This window comes from Synechococcus sp. UW179B, from assembly GCF_900474245.1.
GTDB lineage: Bacteria > Cyanobacteriota > Cyanobacteriia > PCC-6307 > Cyanobiaceae > Synechococcus_C.
Genome location: NZ_UCNZ01000024.1, coordinates 12,371 through 35,848, shown reverse-complemented (window position 1 = coordinate 35,848; position 23,478 = coordinate 12,371). Strand labels below are relative to the sequence as shown.

27 protein-coding genes and 1 pseudogene are annotated in these 23,478 nt (G+C 55.6%); 6 read left to right on the top strand and 22 right to left on the bottom strand.

Annotated elements, in window-relative coordinates; all coding sequences use genetic code 11:
• Positions 1 to 52: 52 nt before the first annotated feature.
• The 5 genes from DXY38_RS10830 to DXY38_RS10810 form a co-directional block, all read right to left on the bottom strand.
• A complete protein-coding gene (locus DXY38_RS10830; protein WP_115071657.1) occupies positions 53 to 298 on the bottom strand; it encodes a hypothetical protein in 246 nt (81 codons plus the stop codon).
• 113 nt (positions 299 to 411) lie between these two features.
• Positions 412 to 1,728: a homoserine dehydrogenase gene (locus DXY38_RS10825; RefSeq protein ID WP_115071656.1), complete on the bottom strand. Its 1,317-nt coding sequence runs from the start codon at positions 1,726 to 1,728 to the stop codon at positions 412 to 414.
• Between the two features lie 36 nt (positions 1,729 to 1,764).
• Positions 1,765 to 2,226 (bottom strand): SufE family protein, encoded by a 462-nt coding sequence (locus tag DXY38_RS10820; protein WP_115071655.1) that lies wholly within the window; start codon positions 2,224 to 2,226, stop codon positions 1,765 to 1,767.
• 8 nt (positions 2,227 to 2,234) lie between these two features.
• Positions 2,235 to 2,711, bottom strand: coding sequence for a hypothetical protein (locus tag DXY38_RS10815; RefSeq protein ID WP_170952928.1), 477 nt, complete (start codon positions 2,709 to 2,711; stop codon positions 2,235 to 2,237).
• 21 nt (positions 2,712 to 2,732) lie between these two features.
• Entirely contained in the window at positions 2,733 to 3,329 is a 597-nt protein-coding gene (locus tag DXY38_RS10810) for a 5-formyltetrahydrofolate cyclo-ligase (protein ID WP_115071707.1), read from the bottom strand.
• Between the two features lie 378 nt (positions 3,330 to 3,707).
• Here DXY38_RS10810 and DXY38_RS10805 point away from each other — a divergent pair, with 378 nt between their 5' ends.
• Entirely contained in the window at positions 3,708 to 3,896 is a 189-nt protein-coding gene (locus DXY38_RS10805) for a hypothetical protein (protein ID WP_244279103.1), read from the top strand.
• A gap of 296 nt (positions 3,897 to 4,192) precedes the next feature.
• Here DXY38_RS10805 and DXY38_RS10800 read toward each other — a convergent pair whose 3' ends face one another.
• The 3 genes from DXY38_RS10800 to DXY38_RS10785 all read right to left on the bottom strand — a co-directional run bounded on the left by DXY38_RS10800 (position 4,193) and on the right by DXY38_RS10785 (position 6,014).
• On the bottom strand, positions 4,193 to 4,933 hold the full coding sequence (locus DXY38_RS10800; protein ID WP_115071653.1) for a carbonic anhydrase: 741 nt from the start codon (positions 4,931 to 4,933) through the stop codon (positions 4,193 to 4,195).
• A 381-nt stretch (positions 4,934 to 5,314) separates the two neighbouring features.
• Complete coding sequence (locus tag DXY38_RS10790) at positions 5,315 to 5,539, bottom strand: hypothetical protein (RefSeq protein WP_115071651.1); 225 nt, start codon at positions 5,537 to 5,539, stop codon at positions 5,315 to 5,317.
• A gap of 106 nt (positions 5,540 to 5,645) precedes the next feature.
• Entirely contained in the window at positions 5,646 to 6,014 is a 369-nt protein-coding gene (locus DXY38_RS10785; protein WP_115071706.1) for an AbrB family transcriptional regulator, read from the bottom strand.
• Between the two features lie 919 nt (positions 6,015 to 6,933).
• Between DXY38_RS10785 and DXY38_RS10775 the strand changes: the two genes are divergently transcribed.
• Both DXY38_RS10775 and DXY38_RS10770 read left to right on the top strand, forming a co-directional pair.
• The gene (locus DXY38_RS10775; RefSeq protein WP_115071649.1) at positions 6,934 to 7,152 is read left to right on the top strand and encodes a hypothetical protein; all 219 of its coding nucleotides are present in this window, start codon (positions 6,934 to 6,936) and stop codon (positions 7,150 to 7,152) included.
• A 109-nt stretch (positions 7,153 to 7,261) separates the two neighbouring features.
• The gene (locus DXY38_RS10770; RefSeq protein WP_170952927.1) at positions 7,262 to 7,528 is read left to right on the top strand and encodes a hypothetical protein; all 267 of its coding nucleotides are present in this window, start codon (positions 7,262 to 7,264) and stop codon (positions 7,526 to 7,528) included.
• 81 nt (positions 7,529 to 7,609) lie between these two features.
• On the opposite strand, the gene DXY38_RS14020 is transcribed toward DXY38_RS10770, so the two are convergent.
• Complete coding sequence (locus tag DXY38_RS14020) at positions 7,610 to 7,921, bottom strand: hypothetical protein (protein WP_244279102.1); 312 nt, start codon at positions 7,919 to 7,921, stop codon at positions 7,610 to 7,612.
• 119 nt (positions 7,922 to 8,040) lie between these two features.
• On the bottom strand, positions 8,041 to 9,744 hold the full coding sequence (locus DXY38_RS10760) for a YdiU family protein (protein WP_115071648.1): 1,704 nt from the start codon (positions 9,742 to 9,744) through the stop codon (positions 8,041 to 8,043).
• 286 nt (positions 9,745 to 10,030) lie between these two features.
• Between DXY38_RS10760 and DXY38_RS10755 the strand changes: the two genes are divergently transcribed.
• Positions 10,031 to 10,435 carry a hypothetical protein gene (locus DXY38_RS10755; RefSeq protein WP_244279101.1) on the top strand — a complete coding sequence of 135 codons (405 nt, stop codon included), beginning with the start codon at positions 10,031 to 10,033 and terminating at the stop codon, positions 10,433 to 10,435.
• Between the two features lie 18 nt (positions 10,436 to 10,453).
• Here DXY38_RS10755 and DXY38_RS10750 read toward each other — a convergent pair whose 3' ends face one another.
• The 7 genes from DXY38_RS10750 to DXY38_RS10720 all read right to left on the bottom strand — a co-directional run bounded on the left by DXY38_RS10750 (position 10,454) and on the right by DXY38_RS10720 (position 16,948).
• The gene (locus DXY38_RS10750; protein WP_006852248.1) at positions 10,454 to 10,804 is read right to left on the bottom strand and encodes a hypothetical protein; all 351 of its coding nucleotides are present in this window, start codon (positions 10,802 to 10,804) and stop codon (positions 10,454 to 10,456) included.
• Positions 10,805 to 11,685: 881 nt separating this feature from the next.
• The gene (gene ruvC, locus DXY38_RS10745) at positions 11,686 to 12,168 is read right to left on the bottom strand and encodes a crossover junction endodeoxyribonuclease RuvC (RefSeq protein ID WP_115071647.1); all 483 of its coding nucleotides are present in this window, start codon (positions 12,166 to 12,168) and stop codon (positions 11,686 to 11,688) included.
• A 6-nt stretch (positions 12,169 to 12,174) separates the two neighbouring features.
• Positions 12,175 to 13,263 (bottom strand): magnesium chelatase ATPase subunit I, encoded by a 1,089-nt coding sequence (gene bchI, locus DXY38_RS10740; RefSeq protein WP_006852251.1) that lies wholly within the window; start codon positions 13,261 to 13,263, stop codon positions 12,175 to 12,177.
• Positions 13,260 to 14,648, bottom strand: a complete 1,389-nt coding sequence (locus DXY38_RS10735; RefSeq protein WP_115071646.1) for a DUF3370 domain-containing protein — start codon at positions 14,646 to 14,648, stop codon at positions 13,260 to 13,262. The genes bchI and DXY38_RS10735 overlap by 4 nt, the downstream gene beginning before the upstream one ends.
• A 14-nt stretch (positions 14,649 to 14,662) precedes the next feature.
• Positions 14,663 to 15,784: a serine hydrolase gene (locus DXY38_RS10730; protein WP_115071645.1), complete on the bottom strand. Its 1,122-nt coding sequence runs from the start codon at positions 15,782 to 15,784 to the stop codon at positions 14,663 to 14,665.
• Between the two features lie 25 nt (positions 15,785 to 15,809).
• Entirely contained in the window at positions 15,810 to 16,538 is a 729-nt protein-coding gene (locus DXY38_RS10725; RefSeq protein ID WP_115071644.1) for an RNA methyltransferase, read from the bottom strand.
• Positions 16,535 to 16,948, bottom strand: a complete 414-nt coding sequence (locus DXY38_RS10720; protein WP_371411008.1) for a c-type cytochrome — start codon at positions 16,946 to 16,948, stop codon at positions 16,535 to 16,537. The genes DXY38_RS10725 and DXY38_RS10720 overlap by 4 nt, the downstream gene beginning before the upstream one ends.
• Before the next feature lie 32 nt (positions 16,949 to 16,980).
• On the opposite strand from DXY38_RS10720, the gene petG reads away from it, so the two are divergent.
• Complete coding sequence (gene petG, locus DXY38_RS14015) at positions 16,981 to 17,094, top strand: cytochrome b6-f complex subunit V (protein ID WP_071778027.1); 114 nt, start codon at positions 16,981 to 16,983, stop codon at positions 17,092 to 17,094.
• 10 nt (positions 17,095 to 17,104) lie between these two features.
• Here petG and rsmD read toward each other — a convergent pair.
• The 5 genes and pseudogenes from rsmD to DXY38_RS10690 all read right to left on the bottom strand — a co-directional run.
• A pseudogene (rsmD, locus tag DXY38_RS10710) lies at positions 17,105 to 17,674 on the bottom strand (16S rRNA (guanine(966)-N(2))-methyltransferase RsmD); the annotation flags it as partial.
• Positions 17,641 to 18,291 (bottom strand): imidazole glycerol phosphate synthase subunit HisH, encoded by a 651-nt coding sequence (gene hisH / locus DXY38_RS10705; RefSeq protein ID WP_115071700.1) that lies wholly within the window; start codon positions 18,289 to 18,291, stop codon positions 17,641 to 17,643. The gene hisH and the pseudogene rsmD, both read right to left, overlap by 34 nt.
• Before the next feature lie 48 nt (positions 18,292 to 18,339).
• Complete coding sequence (gene trxA / locus DXY38_RS10700) at positions 18,340 to 18,663, bottom strand: thioredoxin (protein ID WP_011618905.1); 324 nt, start codon at positions 18,661 to 18,663, stop codon at positions 18,340 to 18,342.
• A 196-nt stretch (positions 18,664 to 18,859) separates the two neighbouring features.
• Positions 18,860 to 20,023, bottom strand: a complete 1,164-nt coding sequence (locus DXY38_RS10695) for a GuaB3 family IMP dehydrogenase-related protein (protein ID WP_006852260.1) — start codon at positions 20,021 to 20,023, stop codon at positions 18,860 to 18,862.
• A 60-nt stretch (positions 20,024 to 20,083) separates the two neighbouring features.
• A complete protein-coding gene (locus DXY38_RS10690) occupies positions 20,084 to 20,737 on the bottom strand; it encodes a CAAD domain-containing protein (protein WP_115071643.1) in 654 nt (217 codons plus the stop codon).
• Positions 20,738 to 20,868: 131 nt separating this feature from the next.
• Here DXY38_RS10690 and gyrA point away from each other — a divergent pair, with 131 nt between their 5' ends.
• Positions 20,869 to 23,478 (top strand): DNA gyrase subunit A, encoded by a 2,610-nt coding sequence (gyrA, locus tag DXY38_RS10685; protein WP_115071642.1) that lies wholly within the window; start codon positions 20,869 to 20,871, stop codon positions 23,476 to 23,478.

The window sequence follows — 23,478 nt, the reverse complement described above, 5'->3', positions numbered from 1 at the left end:
AGCGGTTCGTCAATGCAATGGCTATTCAACGCCCTCTAGGCATGATTTGTCGTCAATCGCTCTCGGAGATCGCGCTGGAAATCTGTTCAAGGGCCACTTCGAATACAGGAGATCCATCGGGCTCAAGCGGCCATTGACGGATCCAGCAACGGTCGTGGTCGTCGTCAATCCCGATCACCTGAAAGGGGCCTTCCCCAGAGCGGAGTTTGATGCAGTCCCCTTGATGCAGCGTCATGGCGGAACGAGATTTCTGCTGATCGCAGTGTGATCCGTAAGCCAGGGTCAGTTCGTTCGACATGAACGTTCGAGAGCACAGATCTGCAATTGCAGATTTGCTCTGTGATACTTCTTACAACTCTGCCCTATGCCGGGGCCGTGCTGTCGTCCGAAGTTGCGGATGTGTGGGCCTGCTCAAAGACAGCCGAGATGGGCATCCAGGCTCAGAACCTCGGGGAGAGCATCAATCGCTTGGAGTGCGGCACTCATTTGCCCGTTGCCAACAACCTGGGTGATCACAACGATTTCAGCTCCGGCGTCACTGGCTTCGAGCTGAACGATCGATTGAATCGAGACGTTGTGGTCGCCGAAGCAGCTGCCGATTTGGCCGATCACACCAGGGGCGTTTTCTGTTTTGAAACGCACATAATTGCGTTGGCTGGTCCGCTCCGTGTTCACCAGATGGCATCGCCTCCAGCTAGAGGCTGCGAGCAGGGGATCCAGATTGCCTTGGGCCGGATTGAGTTGGCGGATGCCCGCAATGTTGAGGATGTCGGCGACCACAGCTGAGGCGGTGGGCCCTGAGCCAGCGCCAGGTCCGTAGAACATCACCCTTCCGATCGGATCTCCCTCCACCAAAATCGCGTTATTCACGCCATTCACCCCCGCCAGGGGATGGTCTTTGGGGACCAGGGTGGGTTGCACGCTCACCGATAGGGGCATGGATGTGGGATTGCTCGGCTCAGGATCCATGCGTTCGGCGACCGCGAGCAGTTTCACGCCATAGCCCAATTGCGTGGCGTAATCCACATCCCTGCTTTGCAGGGTGCTGATGCCTGCCGTGGGGATGCTGTTGCGATCGATTGGCCCCCCGAAGGCGAGCCCAGAAAGAATGGCAATCTTGTCGGCGGCATCGAGCCCTTCAACGTCTGCGGCTGGGTCTGCCTCGGCATAACCCAGCTCCTGGGCCTCGCGCAGGACCGCGTTGTAATCCGCACCCTCATCAGCCATGCGGCTCAGGATGTAATTGGTGGTGCCGTTGATGATTCCACTCACGCGCTGAATGCGGTTGCTGCCGAGCGATTGCTTGAGCGGCTCGATGATCGGGATCCCGCCGCCAACAGCAGCCTCAATCAGTACATAAACACCCGCGGCCGCAGCGGCGGCTGCAATTTCTTCGCCATGCCTGGCGATTACAGATTTGTTGGCGGTGACAACCGACTTGCCGGCTGAGATCGCGCGCATAATCAGCGTGCGCGCAGGTTCGATGCCTCCCATCACCTCCACCACCACGTCCACGCCAGGGTCGTCGATGACGGCTTCTGGAGAGGTGGTGAGAAGGCTTGCGTCCAGGGCAATCGGCCGTGGGCGGTTCTGGTCTCTCACCGCAACCCGAACCAGGTCCAGATCAGCAATCAGGGGATGTCTTCCCTCTGGTGTCTGGAGAATGCTTGCCACTCCGGCACCCACAGTGCCGAGACCGAGAAGGCCGATTCCGATCCGGGTGGACATTGAACAGGTTCCGTTTGCGTCGCTAATAAAGAGACTCTATGAATCCATCGCCTCATCGGCGTTCTTAAGGGCCTGGGCCTGGGCCTGCATCGCCCGCAAAATATTCAAAAAGCCGTTAGCCCTCGAAGGGGTCAGGCTTGCTTGTAGGCCCGTGGCGGCAATGAAGGCGGGGTCTACGGCGAGGACTTGATCCGGGGTTAAATCACTCATCCCTTTGATGAGCAGGGCGAGCAACCCCTTGGTGATCAAGGCGTCGGACTCTCCTTGCCAGTGCACATGGTTGTCCTGGAGAGCGGCATGAATGAACACCTGAGACACGCAACCTTGAACCTTGCGGTCTTCGGTTTGCAGGTCTGCCGGCATCGAAGGAAGCTTTTTGGCGAGCCAGAGCACGTATTCGTAACGTTTGCGTGGGTCTGGCGTGCCGCTAAGCCGATTCGCTAGGCGGTCAAGCTCTTCGCTTCCGTATTGACTTGAAGAGCAGCAGGGTTCTGCCATGGACGGCTTCAGCGATTCAGGCTGGGTTGGCGCACCTTAACCATCAGGCCTACAAGGCCGAGCAGGGCTGGTGCCCCCAGCCAGGCCCAAAGCCCTAGGGCAGGGGTTTGGGTTGGCGTTTCCACCACCTCGTCCAGCAAGACGCTGCCCTGGCGGATCGGTAATGCCAAATAGTCGCGATGTCCGGGGCCACCATCCACCTGCAAATCCAGGACGCCTTCAACCAGGTTTGGGAGCGTTAAGACCAGTTGTCCATTGGCTCCGATCTGGCCGAGTTCATCTCCAGGTGTTCCATCAGCGTTGAGCAGGCGTACGGCAGCCCCTTCAACAGGCTCACCTGTGGAGAAGCTGCTACTCAGCTCCAATTGGCCATCGAGGTAGCGCAGGGAGCTTTCGATCCCGTGGGCCTGCACCTGCTGACCTGCCACGAGTCCCAGACCCAAAGCGGTGCATGTGACCAGCAGGCGTCGTGAAAACACGGTCATGGCAGCAGGATGACGAGATCGTCATCTTGCAGAACATTCGCTCCGCTGGCTAGCCCTGCGCAAGCTGCAGCCTTGCTCGGTGATCCAACCATCCAAGGGCTGATCCCAGGGGTCTGTGGGTAGCAAGGTGGGATGGACGCACGCTTCCGGCAGGACGGCGAACGTTGGCAGCGTTGACCATCCCGGTTGACGAAGCAAACGGTCATAACAACCGCCCCCATAGCCAAGGCGCATGCCGTTGCGATCGACCGCCAAAGCTGGAATCAGCAAGAGAGCAAGCTCGGCCGGTGGCAACGCTGGTGATGTGAGTGGAGCAGGAATGGAAAAGGCATCAGCGCGAAGCTCTTTTGGCGATGGAGCGTTTCGCCAAGGGTGATAAGTCACGCTGTAATCCCCTGCTGTTGCAGGCAGGGCTAGCGCTGCGGGCTGAAGTTCGGCCAGAGGGCGTAAATCAGGTTCCCCTGAAAGGGGCCAAGTGATTCCGATGGCTCCTTGGCACTGAGCGGGGTCTTGGGCGTTTAAGTGGGCAAGCACGCTTTGAACCAGTGAGGCATTCAGCCCTGGCATTAGCGCATGGCGCACGCGGCGGTAGGTCGACCTCAGGGCCTGTTTATCCATGGGTTTGCTTCGCTGAATGCGATGCACTTGTGCAACCACTGTGCAGTCACAGTGCAGTCACTGTGCAACCACATTGTGAGAACGATGGGGTTGAGCCGTTTGCTGGGCTCGAGAGGGTCCTGCCTGATGTACCTTCGCGTTCATAAAAACCAGGACGGATGAAAAAGTTAAAAATTTGGCTGAGCCAGCTCAATGCCTATGCCAACAAGCATCTTCAGACCTGGGAGATAGAGAGAAAGCGCTAAAGAACGGCGGCTTTGATGCCTTGATCGTTGAATCCCAGGGTGATCTTTCCTGCTGCGCCTTCGTCTTGTCTAAAACGTGGATAACCCCCTGAGTTGACTAATGAGAGCGGTTCTCTTTTTTGCTTCCTTGCTGATGGCCTTCCCTGTTGCAGCTGAGGAGAAGGGCCGTTCAACTGCGCAGGGCGTTAATCAACAGATGGCGACGGCTCAAGCGATGCGAGGTGTTCCCAAGGGGGCAACAGTTGTGGATACCACCTGCAAAGAATTTGCTGTTGGTGCCTTTACCTATCGGTTCCAATGCACAGTCCATTGGGCTCAATAATCGGCGCCGCTTGCACGTCCCTTCTTGATTCCAGCCTGGGCTGTTTGGCACTTCCAAGAGATGCCAACCCTCTCAGCATGTTGTTACATTCCTCATCGCTGATCACGCCCTTGTACGTGGGCTTCGTCTCGCTGATGTCTCTCTAAAGCAATCAAGCTGCACGAGCGATTTTAAGGATCTAGTAAAGAGTTTTGAACGTGGGAAAGCCAGGCCAACCCATTGAAGCGGCTGTCTTGACCCCGTTCATGTACCCGATCTCACAACAACAACGATGCAAGCGTGGAGCGCAATGCAACTCAGAGGAAGGAGACTTTGCCGGAGGCAATATCGAAATACCCGGCCTCGATTTGAAGCTGTCCCGCTTGAACGGCGTTGGCCAAAACATCGCTGCGAGTCGTGAGCTGTTGAGCGGTTGCTTGGGCGTTTGTCTTGATGGCGCTCATTAAGGTGTCGCCTGGAACCAGGTTGGCTTGAATCGGTTTGATGAGCTGATCGAACAGTGGCGTGAGTGAATGATTCGCGCGAGCGGCTCGAACAGCGCCACAATTGCTGTGGCCTAATACCAAGATCAAGGGCGTTTTTAAGACTGCAACGCCAAACTCGAGCGAGGCGATTCCCTCGTCAAAAGGTGTGTTTCCTGCGCTGCGGACGACAAACAAATCACCAGCCGCCGCATCGAAAATCCATTCCGGAGCAACTCTGGAGTCGGCACAGCTGATGATCGAAGCCCAAGGGGATTGAGACTCTTCCAGAACGCTCGCCGGAAGGAAGCAATGGTCTAACCAGAGGTTGGACATCACTCGGGCACGTTCATTCGAATCCGTTGCCTTGTTTTTTGCTTGCCAAGCGTCCGCAAACCGGGCATTTCCATCGATCAGGGCCGTGAGTGGATCCTTTGGGCGGCAAGATCGGGCCGATTCCTTCGATGATGGAGCGGCTGCTTCGGCCTTGGCAGGGTGGATGAATGGCAGTGCTGCCGCGAGACCAAATGCGTTCAGGCCGCTGCGAAACAGAAACGAGCGTCGATTGAGTGTCACGAAACCTGCTTGTCGTGAAAACTGATGTCGTTCACACCTGCTCTAGGGAGAGCAAGTAGCGATTGGCCTTGAAGATCGAGGTGGAAAGAGCGGATCAAGCGGTGCTGATCAAGTGCCAAAAACGATGGTACGCAAACGTGAGGCAGGGCTCTCAATCCAATCACAAGTTTTGAAGTGCTGCAGTCGCACTCATTCCAAGCTGTGAACCCGTTTGTAAGCGATAGGACGTTCATGCGATCGACCAACGCCACAGATCAGTCTGTGCGATCCCTTCTTCAATCTCTTTATGATCAGAACAGATTTGGGTCGTTGTTCCATCCGTTCACTGGCTGTTGTCTAATCGATTCCGATCACGAGCTCTCTCACAGATGTAGGGGACTTTTAGATCGATTCCGCGGCCAGATACAGCGAGCCAGCAAATCCATCGCGTCGTTTTCGATCACCCCACAGACATTTCAGATCCCCCCGTGTTTCCTTGTGATAGAGATCTTCTGCTAGCTGCACAAGATTTCCGCCGGTCTGCAAATAGTCATCGGCGCTTTCGTATCCATTGTTTTGAAGCCACTGCACGGTGAGGTGGATAGCAGTTTCTTCGACCCTGGTCATTGTGCCTTCACGTCATCTTGACGTTCTACTCGGCTGATCACGTCAGTGCTTGGCAATAAAAAACCCCGCCGAGGGCGGGGCTTAACTCAAGGATTGGGAAAACGAATCACTCGTCGCCTTCTTCCTCACCACCCACAGGGATGAGGCGAATAGCTTTTTTGCCAAGCTTGATGGTGAATTCATCACCAACTTGGAGATCGAGCATGGCTGTATAAGCCTTGCCGATCAGCAGATTGCCGTTGCCTTGAACTGTTGCGATGTAAGAAAGCTTGCGTCCGCCTTTACCAACACCAGCATTTCCGCCACCAAGGTCAATGCCCTTGGCATTGAGGAGAGCCTCATAAAAGGCGGTGAAATTGACCCGATCACTGCCGTCTTTCTTTTTGGAGACGTAGCCACAAGCTGTGGCGAGATCAGTCTTGGATACATCGCCCAGGTCTTTGACCTTGGTGAGCAGTTCGGATCCGGTAAGCATTTGAAACTTGCGTTTCACTATTACTAACAAACTCCATGCCTACTAGTCAACTATTTGCTCATATCAGTTGTTTTCCCTCTTGCCTCCTTCTCTGGCAGGAAAGGATTCCGATTCGATAGTTCTTCATACTGAGGGATGCTTTGACCAACTTTTTCTAGTTGCTGCAGGGCTTTTGCGCTGATGCGGATAATGTTGCTTTACCAGAACAGAGTCAGGAGGTGCTCTTCATTTTGTTTCTGGGCTCATTTGCTTCCTGATCCAGCGGCATGCCTTATATCCTGATCCTGTGGAGCTGATGTCTTCGTTCCTGACGCTGAAGATCCATCGGATAAACGAGCTCGATGAATGGTTTTGCTTTGAGTTGGACTAGCAAGAAGGTTGTCAATGTGTGGGCTGCCTCGGTTGTGCTCAGTTGACCTCCTGTTGTTACCGACTGCTCCGCAGCCGTTTGCTTTCCAGCTCTCAATCCATTTTGAGGTTGTAGCTCTCCAGTCCAGTGCACGTCTATGGATTGGGTAGGCCCCCAGAATCCATGGCTAAGGGCTTGTGTATCTGAGTAGTAAAGACAGGGCAGCACTAAGTCAGCCTCTTCTGCCTCCAAGGTCAATCTTGATGGGCTGAGGTTTGTGCGACTGCTTCATCCATTTCCTCAACAGCGAGATGAGATCGTGCTTCTCGGCTCTGAGGCTGTGTGGAGGTTGCTTGAGGAATTAATGGCTTTCGATTTTTACTCAGCGAGTGGATTTTCAGATTTTGTCGCTTTCGAGCGCCCGCTGTTTGAGTAAGCATCAGCTGAGTGCGCCGACTGTGCCGCTTCATCACATCCAATGCCATGAAGTCTGCGCAGCGTTTTAGCTGTTTCTGGACAATGATCAGCAATGTGCTGACCTCTATGTGATAGAGGTCTCAAATCAAGTCCATGCTGGATGGTGAGCGCCTGAAGATGCTGTTGGCGGGAGCCAACGTTGCTTCGATCGTCTTCGCGGGATGGCGATCGGGTGATCCAGCCTTTCGACCCATGCTTGTTTTTCTATCAAGCCCTGTTTTTGCAGGGGGTTTCGGCGTGAAAGTCTTGACGGTATCCGCGCAAGGCGACGAATCTTGCTTCATCGAGCTCCTGGAGGAGAACGATCGGTGATTCTGGGACGATGATCGACAACACACTGTTGTTTCAGGTCAATGGCTTCTTTCTATCGATGGCTTCTTTCTTCAGGTTTGATTAGAACCTGAGTTCCGCTGGTCAGTGAATGCCTGCACCAAAATCCACGACGCAACCCAACGCTCGCTGTTGGGTTTGGTTCAAGGGTGATCCTTTGAAGACGGAGGGCTGTTGGAAGGGGGGCTGGTACGGAGCTCCTTCCGTGATTGGAGGTGTCAGGATTGAACATCACGATTACGTGCCGTGCAGGGTGCCGGAGTGGAGGGTGGTCTTCTCGGAGCCCACTGATCTATTGGCACCGCCCTCTGTTCCAGACGAAGCGGAGTGGAAGCTGTACCCCACTGAGCCGCAGTGATCGTGCTTCAAAAATCAGGTCGGATGGATCTGAAGTCCTCTGCTGGATCATCGACCTCACTATTTTTGATCGATACGTGATTCAGCCTGACGACTCTTGCATGGATTCTTGGGCCAGTAATTGCAGGCTTTCTAGGTTTTTCAGTGTTTGTTGGGCCTGCGCCAGCATGGGACGTCCCTGGGGAGCGCAATCTGCGATTAAGGATGCAGCTAATGAAGCTTCTGATTTTATCAATTTTATACAGTGATGAATTCGAGATCTTGGTTCTGCGGCCATGGATTCGCTTTTCTTGCTCAAAGTCGGAGCGATCTCATTAAGAAGGTGATTGAGCGCTTCCTGTATTGATTCGATGCTTGCATCTGGTGACGTTGATCTTTGATCAGGTGGATTCATTTCAGAGGTTGACCCATCAATGATTGTAATTTAATGGCTGGACATTCAGATCTACCGGCTTGGTCTCGAGCTCCTATGGGCAGTTCTTAAGCCTGCAAATCGATCTAGCCAGCTGAATCTCATGATGAGCAGCTGTAATGGGATATACCTCCCGCATTGAAGTACTGATCAGGCTTCAGACGATAGTATTTTTCTTCGATTGCTTGTGATTGCTCCTCATAGGGATGGCTAAAGACCTCTTGTAATTCTTGGATAAGAGCGTAGTCACCCTGCTTCGCTTGTTGATAGGCAGGTGCAACGAGCCATTCTCGCCAGGTGTATTTCGGATTCATACGCTTCATCTTTTCCGCGATCTTGGCTGGATCCCCACTGCTCCCGATCAGCCCGTTCCAGCTCTGAAGCCAGGTTTGCCAATGTTGCTCTAGTTGTGGGGGAATGGGTGCATAAAAGCTTTTCTTTAAATCAGACAAATCGTTTGGAAGTTTGGATAGCTCTCGGAAGAAAATTGTGAAATCTACGTTTGTCTGTACCATGAGTTGGAATAACTCCTGAACCAGAGCTTCGTTGTAGTTGTTTAGCCCAAGTTTGTCTGTCCACATCTGCTGAATGGTGGCGTTGATTTTCTGTTTAAACCCATCACAGATCTTGTCTAAGTGCTCTATAGCTGCCGCATCATCTTTGATAAGGAGCCTTATGGCCTTCCAAAACATATGAAAATTGGCTTCTGCAGCTACAGGCTGGTTAAAGAATGAGAAGTGTTCACCACCCCCAATCCAAGGTTGGTAGCGCGGATCAAAGACCTCACAAAATCCAAACGGTCCATAGTCCAATGTAAAGCCACCAGCTGCACAGTTATCACTATTGAAATTTCCTTGGCAATATCCAATCCGTAACCAATGCGCAACCAAGGTCGTGAGCCGATCTCTGTAGAGCTCGGCCAGCTTGACGACTTGAGAGGGAAAATCCAACGACTGGTCTATTTCAGATTTGTATTCTCGATCGATTAAATGCAACACGATCATTTGTAGCTCTTTTAAAACGCTTGGATCGTTGCTGTTTCGAGCACGTCGTGCAAATAATTCCAATTGACCAATGCGTAGAAACGAAGGTGCAACGCGCGTGGAGATTGCAACTGGATCTTCTACTAAAATATCTGGATCAGAAGAGTTGGAGTTTTCCGAATACCAAGGTCGTCTCACTACTTCTGTCTGAGAAACATAGAGAGTGAGGGAACGTGATGTTGGTACTCCAAGGGCATGCATCAATTCCTGTGCCAGAAACTCTCTTACGCTGGAGCGGAGCACCGCACGTCCATCAGCACCGCGACAGTAAGGAGTGGGACCAGCACCTTTTAATTGCATCTCCCAGCGTTTCCCCTTAAGGATTCCCTCAAACACAGAAATTGCACGACCATCCCCATAGCCATTGCCATTTCTAAATGGGCATTGTTGGTTATATTCAGTTCCATAAATTGATAATGCATAGCCCGTGGCCCAACCAAATGGGCGCATCGGGTCTCGATTCACAGAGAGATCACCTGAGAAGAGTTTTTTAAATTCCTCATTAAAGGCTAGGTCTTGATCCAAGCCAAGTTCGGAGAACAATGTTTTGCTATGGCTTATATAGCTGGGCTTTCCTAGGGGCTTTGGAGTAACAGGCACAAAATGACCTGAGCGGACCTGCCGAGGTCGATGGTCATCCCCATCTTTGGTTGATTCAGGGTCAGCATGAAGGGTCTCTAGGAGTGAATAATTTGCATGTTGAATAAAATCTTCAAAGCTTTCTAAAGATTGTTCAGTATCTGGTGTAGATGGATGCTGCATTCTTGTTACGGCTCTCTTGATCTTTTAGCCATCATACCGAGGTGCATCTCCAGTGCTCATGTCGTGCCCTTGCGATGCTGCTCCTCTAGGTATTGATGATCCATTTAAGGATCAAAATATGGTGTGAAAGTATCCGTTGAATCTTTTTATTAAAGGATGCTCTGATATGGCTCCAATCCTTCATTGATCTCTTGGGTGCAATGCCCCATTTTTGTTCGATGGTTTTGCTGTTTTTCCTGCTCTATTTCTTTTACTTGTAGATGGTGCATTGATTTAGCCGCGATCAGTGACTATAATTCAAGAGATCAAAGGCCTGCCGCTTCTTCTTTGGGCTTTTAAGCTCCTGCCGTTGACGATGGACTTAATCCAATCCAATGCTATTACCAACCTTCATCGACTTGCATCAGTAGAAGATGTGCTTCAATTTGTACGTTTGTGTGTTGATAAAAATCTAATTATTGATTTTGTCTTGAAAGAAGAGCTTGATGCTTTTATTAAGCCAAGCAATACCTCAGGTTCCTGGGTTCGTCAGCAAATTGATGGTGTAAGGGTGAAAGCAGTTGATAAAAATGGCTATACGATCTATGCCATCTGGATGAGGGAATCCTTGATGAAAGATTATGTAGCTTATTTGGAGTCGATTAAAAAAACACTTTCTGATGCTTCGGCGTTTTCATTTCCAGTGATCTGAGAATTCGTTGCTGAATGTTTAGCAGATTGAGAATTCTCCAATATGTTCTCTTTTTACTCCAATGTAGTCTCCTAAAACGGCGTCTTCATTGAACTCACCTGTGAGGCATTCGATAACCTGTGTATGGATGAAGGCAGGTTCTTCTGCTTTGCCTTCTTGGTAGGCAAACCGGTCTGGGTAGAGCGTTCGGTACTCATTGGGGATTGTGATAAACCAGCTGCTGTCGCTACCTGCGTAGTAAATCTCGCCGCCTATTCGGTAAAACTCGCCATATTTTTTTGCTTCTTCTGGAATTTTTTTGTAGATCTTTGCTTGTTCGTCTGCGGTGAGCCCAAGCCAGTTCAGGCTCTCTTCCATCTTCTCGTTCATTAGAAGCTGAGCAACCGATCCTCTATTGATAGCAGTTTTCTACGTGAACACTGTCGCTAGCCGCTGGTTCCATCGACTGAGCTGCCAATGAAGCCATGTTTTTGATGGGCTTTAGCCGCAGGCACCAACGCATTCAAAGCTTCCTCCTCCGGAGGAAGCCACAGCCATGAAGATGATCACGATCGTGGCTGCAATCAGAACCACTGGCCAGATTTCCGTATCAGGTCCCATGAGCAGCGATATTCAAGGGTTACTAATCACCATCCATTGGCATGGTGGTGACCCATTTTATGTGATCCGCTGTTTTTCAATGTTTCTCTGTGGCAGTGCCTAGCCAATGCCCCCAGGCTTGATTCCTTTGGGTGAAACCTGCTGGGTCATGTTTGGTTTGTGTTGATGGGAGATGCATGTTTTGCGTGAGTCCCTTGAGCCGTTGATCTTTCGCTTTGCTAAAGATTTCGGCTCGCAGTCAGGTCTTCCCGTTTGTCACAATTTGTAAATGATTACCTTCGCTGTTGCTGGAACCCTCGTTCTCCTTAACGTGGCTCTCATTTCTACAATCCTTTCTGTTGATCAATTGCTTGGATAACTAGACTTTGATTTGAGAAGTTTTAGAAGCTTTAACGATAATTGACCTGTTACGGGTAAGTAATTAATGATATCTTTTCAAGCTCTTAGTGTTAAGGGTGCTTTTGTGGTTTCAGTATTGCGCTGTCTTTGATTAACTTGTCCAGCTTCCAAAAAGTTCGTTATCTGTTTTTTTTGCCCGTGGTTATTTTGTCCATGGACGAGCAGATCCTTCTGTTGTTGTGCTCGTTGCCCATTCCAGTGTTTTCTCTTGAAGACCGCATGTTTCCGCCTTGAATGAGTTGATTGAGTGATCAACGTTGAAACCATCCGGTGAGTGCAACGGCTAAGGCATCGGCCGCATCATCGGGACGTGGTGGCGTGTCGAGATCGAGTTCACGCATCACGGCCTCCAGAACTTCGTCTTTGTCTGCGTGGCCATGCCCTGTGAGTGCTTGTTTGATTTGCATCGGCGGGAATTCCACGATCGGAAGCCCAAAGCGTGTGAGCGTCATGATCAACACCCCGCGGGCTTGCACAACGGCGATGGTGTTGCTGGAGCGGTAGAAGAAAAACTTCTCCACGCTGGCCAGTTGCGGTTGATGGATGCGAATGATTTGGCGGAGGTCACGGGCAATTTCCACCATGCGCTCCCCCTCGCTGCGGCCTGGATCGGTGCGAATGATGCCGCAATCGACCATTCGTTGCGTTCCTTCCTCTTTCCCCTTGCGTGGCTCAACGTCGATCACGCCATAGCCGACGCGAGCAAGGCCTGGATCGATGCCGAGGATCCGCAAGCTGAATCAGCTGGCCAAGGCCAGTTCGAACTCGGAGCGATCGCTCGATTCATTGCGTTCAAACACCTTGCAGAACACCTTGACCACCCGATCGCCGGAGTCAATTTGCTCCAAAGGATCTTTGCGCAGTCGATGGCGCAGGCAGCAGGAAACCACGCGGGCAACATCGTCTTCGCTGACCTCCGTGCGCCCCTCAAAGGCTGCTAAGGCGCGGGCTGCCCGGTTGGTCACGATGTCGCCTCGCAATCCATCCACGTCCAATTCTCCGCAAACCGATGAAATGCTCAGGCGCAAATCATCGTCAATACTCACCTGCTCAAGCCGTTGCTGCGCTTCCACCACCCTGGCTTGTAAGGCCTCTTGGCCAGCCGTCACGCTCATGCTGAAGGCGTCGGGGTCGCTGTCGAAGGCCGTGCGCTGGTCCACCACTTGCACCCTTAATTGAGGATCGCGAACGGTGCGCACCTCCACACTCATTCCAAAGCGATCGAGCAGCTGGGGGCGCAGCTCCCCTTCTTCTGGGTTACCCGATCCAATCAACACGAAGCGCGCAGGGTGACGCACGGAGACACCCTCTCGTTCCACGGTGTTCCAGCCAGAGGCTGCGGAGTCGAGCAGAACATCCACCAGATGATCGTCGAGCAGGTTGACTTCGTCGACGTAAAGAAGACCGCGGTTTGCTTTAGCGAGCAACCCAGGCTCAAAAGCGCGAACGCCTTCGCTCAGGGCTTTTTCGATGTCGATCGTGCCGCAAAGGCGATCTTCTGTGGCGCCCAGGGGAAGGTCCACCATCGGCACCTGGCGTTGCTCCGTGCCGAGGGCTTCGCCGTGTTCCAAGCGCTGCCTGACGTCACTGCTCTGCAGGTCAGGATCACTCGGTGAGCTGTTGTAGGGGTCACCAGCAACCACTTCAATGCCGGGCAGCAGGTCTGCAAGGGCACGGATGGTGGTGGATTTGCCCGTGCCGCGGTCTCCCATGATCATCACGCCGCCGATGCGCGGGTCGATCACGTTGAGCAGCAGCGCCAACTTCATCTCTTCCTGGCCGATCACGGCGGTGAAGGGAAAGACTCTGCGCTTGCGCGGTGAACTCACGGGTGAACGTCGGTTGATGAATGGGATTGTTTCACAGGCAGCACGGTGAGCACCTGCGGTGGTGTGGCGTCTGCCGGATAGACCAGACGAACGCGCAGCCTGCGGCTTTCTCCTGGCGCTAACGACACCGTCCCCAGCTTGGGCCCTTCTTGTCCCCGTCGCAACACGAGGTGAAAGCGCCGTCGCCCCATCGCCCTGCCGTTGGCCCCATCCAGGCCCGTCACCTCAATGGGGCCGCGAAACATCACGGGCCCACTGTTGCCAGATTGGAACTGCAATTGGCCCTGGCTGCTGCCTCGTTTGTCGGGAGATTCCAGGGCGATCGCCACGGTCCGTCTGCTGCGATCTGGGTTATGCAACGGAAGGCTGAGGTCGTATTCCACGCCGTAATTGCCGTGGGCGGCCCAGGCCGTTCCTTTGTCAAATGTTTTGAGTTCAGCCGTTTGCACTTGAGCGGTGCCGAGGTCACCCCTCTCCAGGCTGCTGATCGGCCAAGAGATCGGCGCTTCCTTGATGTTCAGGGTGTTCGAGCCTGGATCACTCAAGGTGCCGGTCCAGGTGCTGCCGATCTGAACACCGCTCACCCTCGAGTAGATCATTCGCCCCTTGCTGCCTCGTGGCGTGGGCTGATGCTCCTTGGGGCTAAGGGTTCCGGAGCTGAGCAATGCTCTCCAGCGTTCCTCACTCGGAGGCGAGTCGTTTTGGCCATAGGCCGCCACGGTGGCGAGATACACCGGAGCGGAACTCTTCAGCCGGAGCTGCAGGTTGCGGCCATTCAGCAATGGGTCGAGTCCTGCCACGGGAATGGGAAGAACCAGCAAGGAACTGGCGTGTCCGGGGGCAATCTTGATTTGCTTTGGAAGTTCGGGCGCCTGATCGCCTCGGAGCAAGTCTCCAGCCACGCGGCTGCCTGGACCAGAGGCGATGGGAGTGGTGGTTTCCGCCATCAGGGAGGGCAGAGGCAGGAAGGGAGCTGCTGTTTGCCCTGGCTTGGTTCCCTGGGAGAGCGAGGTGCTGCCGCTGATCACGTCGATCGTGACGGGTTCCGTTCCTAACGGCTGTGCAAGCACGGCCAGCCAGAGGGTGGAAGACAGTTCTTCTGGTTTGCCGGCGTAAACGTGGTGGCTGAACAGATCAAACCGTCCGTCCAAGGCAACATTCAGACCTTGGTTGGTTGGGAAGGTGGATAGCAGCACCCCTTCACCGGTGATCAGTTCGGGGTTGTTGTCATTGAGAAACAGCAGCTCATCCAATTGGCCGGGGAGTGGACGCAGCTGCTGCTGACGGACCAATGAATCAGGAGCCTGGGTGTCCGCACGGGATGGCAGGCCAGGGATCGTGATGAGGCAGAAGGCCGCGAGGGCCAGCAGCGAAGAATGACGCATGGTGAGAACTGGAATCAGCGTTGACGTGGAGGCGCTGGCTTGGGTTTGAGCACCGGTGCCATGGCGGCTGCCATGTTGCGGATCAGCTCCGTGGAGCGAGGATCATTGAAGGGACCTTTCACCACGAAGGCGGCAACGGCACGGCGGCCGTCGGGGAGTTCAATGAGCCCGGCATCGGCGTAAGCGATGCCGATGTCGCCGGTTTTGTTGAGGACGCGATAGCCCTTGATCATCAGGCTGTCATCGGGTTTGCCCTGGGATCCACCCAGGCCCTTCAGGAGTCCACCGGGGAGTAAACGGTTGGTGACGGAGGTGCCCATCACCTCTCGGAATAAATCGCGGCCGCGAATCGAGAGCGCTTCTCCGGTGTCCACGAGGGCGATCGCCCTGGCCAGATCACGGGCGCTGGTGGTGTTGGTGCCCTTGAGGTCGGGAAGCCAGTCGTTCACCTTGGTGGCGCTGAGCCCGAGGCTGTTGAAGCGGGCGTTGAGATCCACTTGACCCCCCACCCGTTCAATCAGCAGATTCGTTGCGGTGTTGTCGCTGACCCGAATCATCTCAGTGGCGACCTCATGGGTGGGGAAGCGTGTCCCGAGAGGCTTGCTGGCCATCCAGCCGGCGCCGCCCCCCACCACCGTTTTGCTGAGGGTGAGCGGTTCATTCCAGCTCAGCCTTCCAGCATCGATTTCCTCAAGGGCGACCAGCAAGATCGGTGTTTTGATGGCGCTCGCCGCCGGTAATGCCGTGTCTGGATTGAGCTGGGCGTAGCGGCCATCGTCGAGCGCCAACATGAAGGCACTCACCTGGAGGTCAGGATCCTGGGCGGCAAGCGCTTCCCAGCGTTTGCTCAAGGCCGTGAGCTCCTGTTGGGTCTCGAAGCGCCCAAGCGTGTCGGTGCTGCTCGGGGGGTTGATTACAGCGGACTCGGGATCCGTTTGCTCTTTTTGGGCTGGTGTGACCTTTGGTGTGAGCCAGCCGGGAAGGGTGAGATCTCCGCGTTCGACCGCAGGCCCTGCAAGCTTCAGGGCAGACCCCGTGATCACGCCCAGGCCCACACCCATCAGCACCAGGCGCAGCAGCAACCTCAGGGGACGTCCCCAACCAGGGGGCTGTTGACTGGAACGACTGGAGGCCAAGGGGGGGTTGCGGGAGAGCCTGAGGTTACGGGCGGTTGCGCCTCGCTGCCCAACGCAATTGACGCACCATGCCGCGCAAGAGAGCCACTTCATCGCTGCGGATCAGGGCCCGTTGCACGAGTCCTTTCACCTTGGCCATCCGTGCCCTTGCTGTGTGCTCCAGCAAGAAGCCCACCTCAAGCAGAAGGTCTTCGGCATCGCGCAGGCAGCCATCGAGCTCAGGTGCGCTCGCAGGGATCTCGCTCACGGGTAGAGCTGGGGTGGCAGCCAAGCGCCGTTCTCGCTCTAGCTCATGCAGCACCACAGCCACGGCATGGGAGAGGTTGAGAGACGGGTAAGCGTCTCCGGTGTGCAACGTCAAAACCCGATGGCTGATCAGGAGTTCTTCATTGGTGAGACCGCGATCTTCCCGTCCAAACACAAGGGCCGAACGCAGGCCTTTGCGTCTGCCCGTTTGAATCCATGGCGCGATCTCCTCGGGTGATTGCAAGGGGATCTCGCCGTGATCGATGCGCCCGCAACTGGCCACCACCTGTTGACAATCGGCGACAGCCTCGAGCAGTGAAGGAAAAATGGCGGCCTGTTGGAGCACGGCATCGCCATGGACGGCCATGCGCACAGCCTCCGGATCACCTGGATCACACCGGGGTGCCACCAGCCTGAGATCTTGAATGTCGTAATTGGCACACAATCGGGCCACGCTGCCGACGTTGAGAGGCCCCGCTGGTTCGACCAGCACCACGGCCAAAGTCAAGACAATGTTTTGAGATAAGCGAGCAGATCAGCCATGTTTTGAGGCTCGATCTCAAAGCGGGGCATGGGTGGCGTTTCACCACTCACCACCTGGTGAATGATCTGCATGTCCTTACGTCGGTCGCTTACTCCTTTCAAGCTCGGTCCAACCAGGCCCTGGCCTGCAATGCCGTGGCAGCCAGCGCAATTGATGCGGAACATCTGACCGCCGTGCTGCTCTGAGCCTTCTAGGCCAAGCGTTGCTTTGGTGTAGGGATCTTTTCGTGTGTTGCCAAGCATCCACACCAACAAAACAATGCAAGCCATTGCCGCGAAAACGGTAAGGGCCGCGATGAGCCCTCGACTCCGTTCGGGAATTGCTGCAGCAGTTGATGACGGTGCCGTCACAGAAGAGACCAGGCCATGGAACAATTGTGCTCAATCTTTTCATTGGGCGCGACGACATGATCGAACCCCTTCTTTGCGGCATCGTTTTGGGTTTGATTCCGATCACCCTGATGGGGTTGTTTGTTGCCGCTTGGAATCAGTACCGCCGGGGTAGTGCTCTGGGGGGCTGAGCAGCAAGAGAGCGCTCGTTCCATACCGTCGTTGATCCACCAGCGTCCAGGGCGACGGTGGGATCAATTTTTTGTGGCGTGCATGTTCGCAAATCACTATTCCCTGGCTGCTGACCCAGTTGCCCTCGAGGAGTGCAAGCAAGGTGGGTTCATACAGCTCTGATCCATAGGGAGGATCGAAATAAACAACATCGAAGCTGGGTAGGGAGCTTGGACGGCCTGTGTTGAGCCAGCTCACAAGATCTCGACGGATGACTTCAATGGCGGGAGAGGGTGATCGTCCTCCAGCGATCAGCAAGAGATTGTCTCGGCAGATGGCCGCTGTTTTGGGATCCTTCTCCACGGCCCACACCCTGCTCACGCCGCGTTCGATCGCTTCGCACCCCATAACGCCGCTGCCGCTGCAAAGGTCGAGCCAGGAAGCGTCCTGCAGCTCTGAGGCGAGCATGTTCATCACCGCCTCGCGGACACGGGCTGTGGTGGGCCTCGTAGCGGTCCCTAGAGGACTGCGGAGGCGACGACCTCCGCTCAGGCGAAGCAGGCCGCTCACGGCATCAAGGGAGCGCCCTGTTGCAGCCATTCCAGCCATCGCGACAGCAAACGCTGGCCCGTCACGGCCGATTTCTCAGGGTGAAATTGGCAGGCACCCAGCCGATTGCGCCACACCACGGCGGTGGCAAGCCCTGAGCCGAAGGCCACGCTTGCAGCACGATCCCGCGTCTCCTGGGGCTCAGCGGCGAACGAATGAACGAAATACATCCATTCAGCGCTGGAAGGATCCGGCAGCAGGGGGGAGGGGCGATCAATCTGCAGCTTGCCCCAGCCCATGTGAGGGATGCGTTCTCCCTGGTTGTTCGGGAGCTGCTTCACCCGTCCAGGGAGCAAGCCCAACCCCTGGCGTTGGCCTTCTTCGCTGGACTCAAACAACAGCTGCAACCCCAGGCAAATCCCTAGGAGTGGACGATCGGCTTTGTTCCAGGCGAGCAGTTCAGGGATCAGTCCAGTGGCTTCCAAGCGATCCATGGCCGGATCAAACGCTCCGACGCCCGGAAGAATAAGGGCCTGACAGCCTTCTAAATCTCCAGGATGTTGCACAGCCTTGAGGGAGCTCCCCAAGCGCTTAAAGCAAGTTTGAACAGAAAAAAGATTCCCCATGCCGTAATCGATCAGTCCAATGGTCTGAACTGAACGAGACATGGGGATCAGGGGCAAGGCGAATAGCGAAGACCGGCTCGGAGCCCGTAATCAGAGATGCTTCGAAATCGTGCCGGAGAGCGTGGCCTTAGGAACTGCGCCCACGACGGTGTCGACTTTCTGCCCACCCTTGAACACCATCAACGTGGGGATGCTGCGAATCCCGTACTGGCTGGCGACGTTTGGATTTTCGTCGGTGTTGAGCTTGAAGACCTTGATTTTGCCTTCGAATTCCTTGGAAATCTCGTCAACAATGGGAGCCACCATGCGGCACGGGCCACACCAGGGAGCCCAGAAGTCAACTAAGACAGGAACGTCACTTTGAAGGACATCCTGTTCGAAGGATGCGTCGGTTACAGCGGTAGCGCTGGACATTCCATTTGTCGTCGTTATGGCGTGAATTTAGCAACCACTTCCGAAGATTTCTCGGTTTCTTCGGGGGGTCTACAGAACTGTGACGGTTTCGAGTCCAGACTCGAGCGCCGTTGGCGAAGACAGAAAGCCCGAACGCGTCGGGCCGGGGGGTGTGAGGAGTGTGTGGGCCGAAGCCCGCACGCCTTGAGATTAAGGCTTATTTGCCCATCCCTAGTTGCTGGGCTTTCTGATAAACCTTGCCTTCCGTGAGCAGGGATGGAGCCACCACCACTTCAACCTGCTGCATCTCCTTGATGGTGCGTGCCCCGAGGGTTCCCATCGAGGTCTTGAGGCAACCGAGCAAGTTGTGGGTGCCATCGTCCAGTTTCGCTGGACCTCGAAGGATGCGTTCGAGGCTGCCCGTGCTGCCAACGTTGATTCGTGTGCCCCGCGGTAGCACCGGGCTTGGGGTGGCCATTCCCCAGTGGAATCCCCGGCCTGGTGCTTCTTCTGAGCGGGCAATCGGGGATCCAATCATCACGGCATCGGCACCACAGGCGATGCACTTACAGATGTCGCCACCGGTGACGATGCCTCCATCGGCCACGATCGGGACGTAGCGTCCGCTTTCCTTTTCGTAGTCAGCGCGAGCGGCGGCGCAATCGGCAACAGCGGTGGCCTGGGGAATGCCAACGCCCAGGACGCCACGGGAGGTGCAGGCAGCACCAGGACCAATCCCCACCATCACACCAGCAGCACCAGCGCGCATCAGTTGCAGAGCAACCTCATAGGTCACGCAGTTGCCGATCACCACGGGCACACCCATGTCGCGGCAGAGCGTTTCCAAATTGAGGGTGTCTTGGCCTTCAGGGCCGATGTGGTCGGTGGAGACCACGGTGGCTTGCACAAAAAACAGATCAGCTCCCGCCTCTGCGATCGCCTTGCCAAAGCGCAATGCCGCCACTGGGGTGCCGCTCACAGCAGCAATTCCGCCCTGGGCTTTGATCGCTTCAATGCGCTTGCGAATCAGGCTTTCCTGAACCGGTTTGCTGTAGATCTCCTGCATCAACGGCACAAACTCGTCCTTGCCGACGGATGTGATGCGATCCAGAGCCTCGGTGGGATCTTCGTAGCGGGTCTGAATGCCTTCCAGATTCAAGACGCCAAGAGCGCCGAGCTGGGAAAGCCGAACCGCCATTCCCACGTCCACCACGCCGTCCATGGCGCTGGCAATGATCGGGATTTCACGTTCGATTCCGCCTAGGGACCAGCTGGTGTTGGTGACCTCCGGATCAACCGTGCGACCCCCAGGCACCAGGGCGATCTCATCGATGCCATAGGCCCGGCGAACAACTTTGGAGCGTCCGAGCTGAATGTCCACCGCTAGTCGTATTAAGGATCAGCACAAACTACCAACCGGTCATGCACTGCGTGGCAGTGATCAGGGGCGAATCGAGCCCGTGAAGGCGGCCCAAATGCCGCTCACGTTTGCAAGGAGAGCCTTTCGTTCTTCACTGCGAATCAGCCTTGTGGCAGAGAACCAGATCACCCAGCCAAGACCCACCAACTCAAACAATCTGGGAGCGAGAGGGATGCTGCCGATGGCCGCCAGAATTCCGCTGTAGATCCTGATCAGCAGGGTCAAGCCAATCAGACCAACAATCAGAAATAGGGGCCTGCGGGAGCGTTGCCAGAGGTCAACAAGGTTGTTGTCTTCCCACCACTGACGCACTTTGGAGCTGAGTAGATCCCACTCCCCTCCGCTGCTGGATGGGTCGTCGTTATCGGATGAGGCTGCCACCTGGATGCGCTCAGCGATCGCTTCGGAGGCTGGAGGCGTTGGCTTGGATGGGACGGCCGCTTCCTGAGCGATCTCAGGCTCCTTGGCAATCACCGGATCGGGGGCTTGCGGTTCAGCTGGAACAGAGGCTGTTGATTCAGCAGCTGCAGGGTTGGCTGGTGCTGGAGGGGTTGTGTCTGGAACAGTTGGTTCTGGAACGGCTGCTGTTGATCCTGATTCGATCGGGTCGGTGCTTTTAATCTCCATCGAAGGACTGGAGTCAGAGGACGCCGGATTGATCGGATCGGTTTCCATAGCTTCAGCAGCACGTTGCGAGTTGCGCAAGCTTAAGGGCGTTATCACGTGCCGTTTTGAAGACGCAGCAAAAGCTGACGTTTTGCTCTCTCCTTCCCGCGATAAGATGAGGGAAGGCAAATAGGTCTTGTATGGCGGATCCAGTGGGACCCGGCAGCGGCGGTCCCGGCGAATCCGACGAACGGATCATCCAGACAGATTTGCGCAACGAAATGTCGCGCTCCTATCTGGAGTACGCGATGAGCGTGATCGTTGGGCGTGCACTGCCCGACGCTCGTGATGGGCTCAAGCCTGTGCACCGGCGAATTTTGTACGCCATGTACGAGCTCGGGCTGACCAGTGATCGGCCTTACCGGAAGTGCGCCCGTGTTGTGGGAGAGGTGCTGGGCAAGTACCACCCCCACGGTGATACGGCGGTCTACGACGCCCTGGTGCGGATGGCCCAGGACTTTTCGATGTCCATGCCGCTGATCGATGGGCATGGCAATTTCGGCTCGGTCGACAACGACCCACCGGCCGCCATGCGTTACACCGAATCGCGGTTGCAGGCGCTGACCACAGACAGTCTCCTCGAAGATATCGAGGCTGAAACGGTTGACTTCGCCGACAACTTCGATGGCTCGCAGCAAGAACCCACCGTTCTGCCATCACGCATTCCCCAGCTCCTCCTAAACGGTTCAGCTGGGATCGCGGTGGGCATGGCCACCAACATTCCTCCTCACAACCTTGGGGAGCTGATTACGGGTGTGCTGGCCTTGATCAGTAACCCTGAGATCACCGATCAGGAGCTGATGACCCTGATCCCAGGTCCAGACTTCCCAACAGGCGGGCAAATTTTGGGTCGCAGCGGCATTCGTGAGACCTACCTCACTGGCCGCGGCTCGGTGACGATGCGAGGGGTTGCTGGGATCGAAACGATCGAGGCTCCCGGGCGCCCAGATCGTGATGCGGTGATCATCACGGCCCTGCCTTACCAAACCAACAAGGCGGCGATGATTGAACGCATCGCCGAGATGGTGAACGACAAGAAGCTGGAAGGCATTTCCGATATCCGCGATGAAAGCGATCGCGATGGCATGCGCGTTGTGGTGGAGCTGCGCCGCGATGCTTATCCGCAGGTGGTGCTCAACAACCTCTATAAACTCACCCCGCTCCAGAGCAATTTCAGCGCCCACATGCTGGCGTTGGTGAACAGCGAGCCGATCCTGCTCACCTTGCGCAAGATGCTCGAGGTGTTCCTCGAGTTCAGAGTTGAAACGATTGAACGGCGCACGCGCTATCTGCTGCGCAAGGCGGAAGAGCGCGATCACATCCTCTTGGGCTTGTTGCTGGCCCTGGATCAACTCGATCCGATCATTGCCCTGATTCGGGCGGCGCCCGATACGGCAACAGCGCGCACGCAGTTGCAGGAGCGTCATGGCCTCTCAGCTGTTCAGGCAGACGCGATTTTGCAGATGCAGCTTCGCCGCCTCACAGCCCTAGAGGCGGACAAAATCCGCCTTGAGCATGAGGATCTGGTCACCAAGATCGCCGATTACAAGGACATCCTTGGCCGTCGTGAGCGGGTGTTCGGGATTATTGAAGATGAGCTGGGGCAGCTGCGTGATCGCCATGCCGTTCCCCGCCGCACCGAGATTCTTGATCTTGCCGGTGGTCTGGAAGACATTGATCTAATCGCTAATGAGCGCTCCGTGGTGTTGCTCACCGAAACGGGGTATCTCAAGCGGATGCCGGTGAGTGAATTTGAAGCCACCAGCCGTGGCACCCGTGGCAAAGCCGGGACCCGTAGCCAAGGGGAAGAAGCGGTCAAGCTGTTTATTGGCTGCAACGACCACGACACCTTGCTGCTGTTTAGCGATCGCGGTGTTTCGTATGCGGTGCCTGCGTACCGGGTGCCTCAGTGCAGCCGTACCGCCAAGGGCACGCCGGTGGTGCAGCTGTTGCCGATCCCTCGCGAAGAGGCAATCACTTCGTTGTTGGCAGTGTCGGAATTCAACGACGACACCGATCTGTTGATGCTCACCACGGGTGGGTACATCAAGCGAACCCGGCTTTCGGCCTTCAGCAACATCCGCTCCAACGGTTTGATTGCGATTGGCCTGGAAGAGGGTGATGCGCTCACTTGGGTGAGGCTTGCAGTACCGGGAGACAGTGTGCTGATTGGGTCACGGGCGGGAATGACGATCCATTTCCGGCTCAATGACAACGAGCTGCGCCCGTTGGGCCGTACGGCTCGAGGTGTGCGCTCGATGAATCTGCGCGCGGGCGACAGCTTGGTGAGCATGGATGTGTTGCCGGTGGAGTTGGCGGATCAAATCGCTGCCAGTAGCGATGAGGGTGATGAAGGCAGTGATGGGGGTGAATCTGCGGTGGCAGCTGAAGGTCCTTGGGTGCTGGTGGCCTCGGCCTCTGGTCTCGGCAAACGGGTACCGGTGACGCAGTTCCGTTTGCAGAAGCGGGCTGGCATGGGCCTGCGGGCGATGAAGTTCCGCACCGATGCCGATCAACTTGTGGGCTTGCGGGTGCTGGGGGCTGGAGAAGAGCTGCTGCTGGTGAGTGAAAAAGGCGTGATTGTGCGCACGGGCGCTGATGCCATCCCCCAGCAATCCCGCGCTGCCACCGGTGTGCGTTTGCAGCGGCTCGATAAGGGCGACCGCTTAGCCGATGTGGTGCTGGTGCCGCCCGAGGCCGAAACGGATGACGACAACGAAGCCGAACCTGAAGCACCTGCTGAGGTCTGA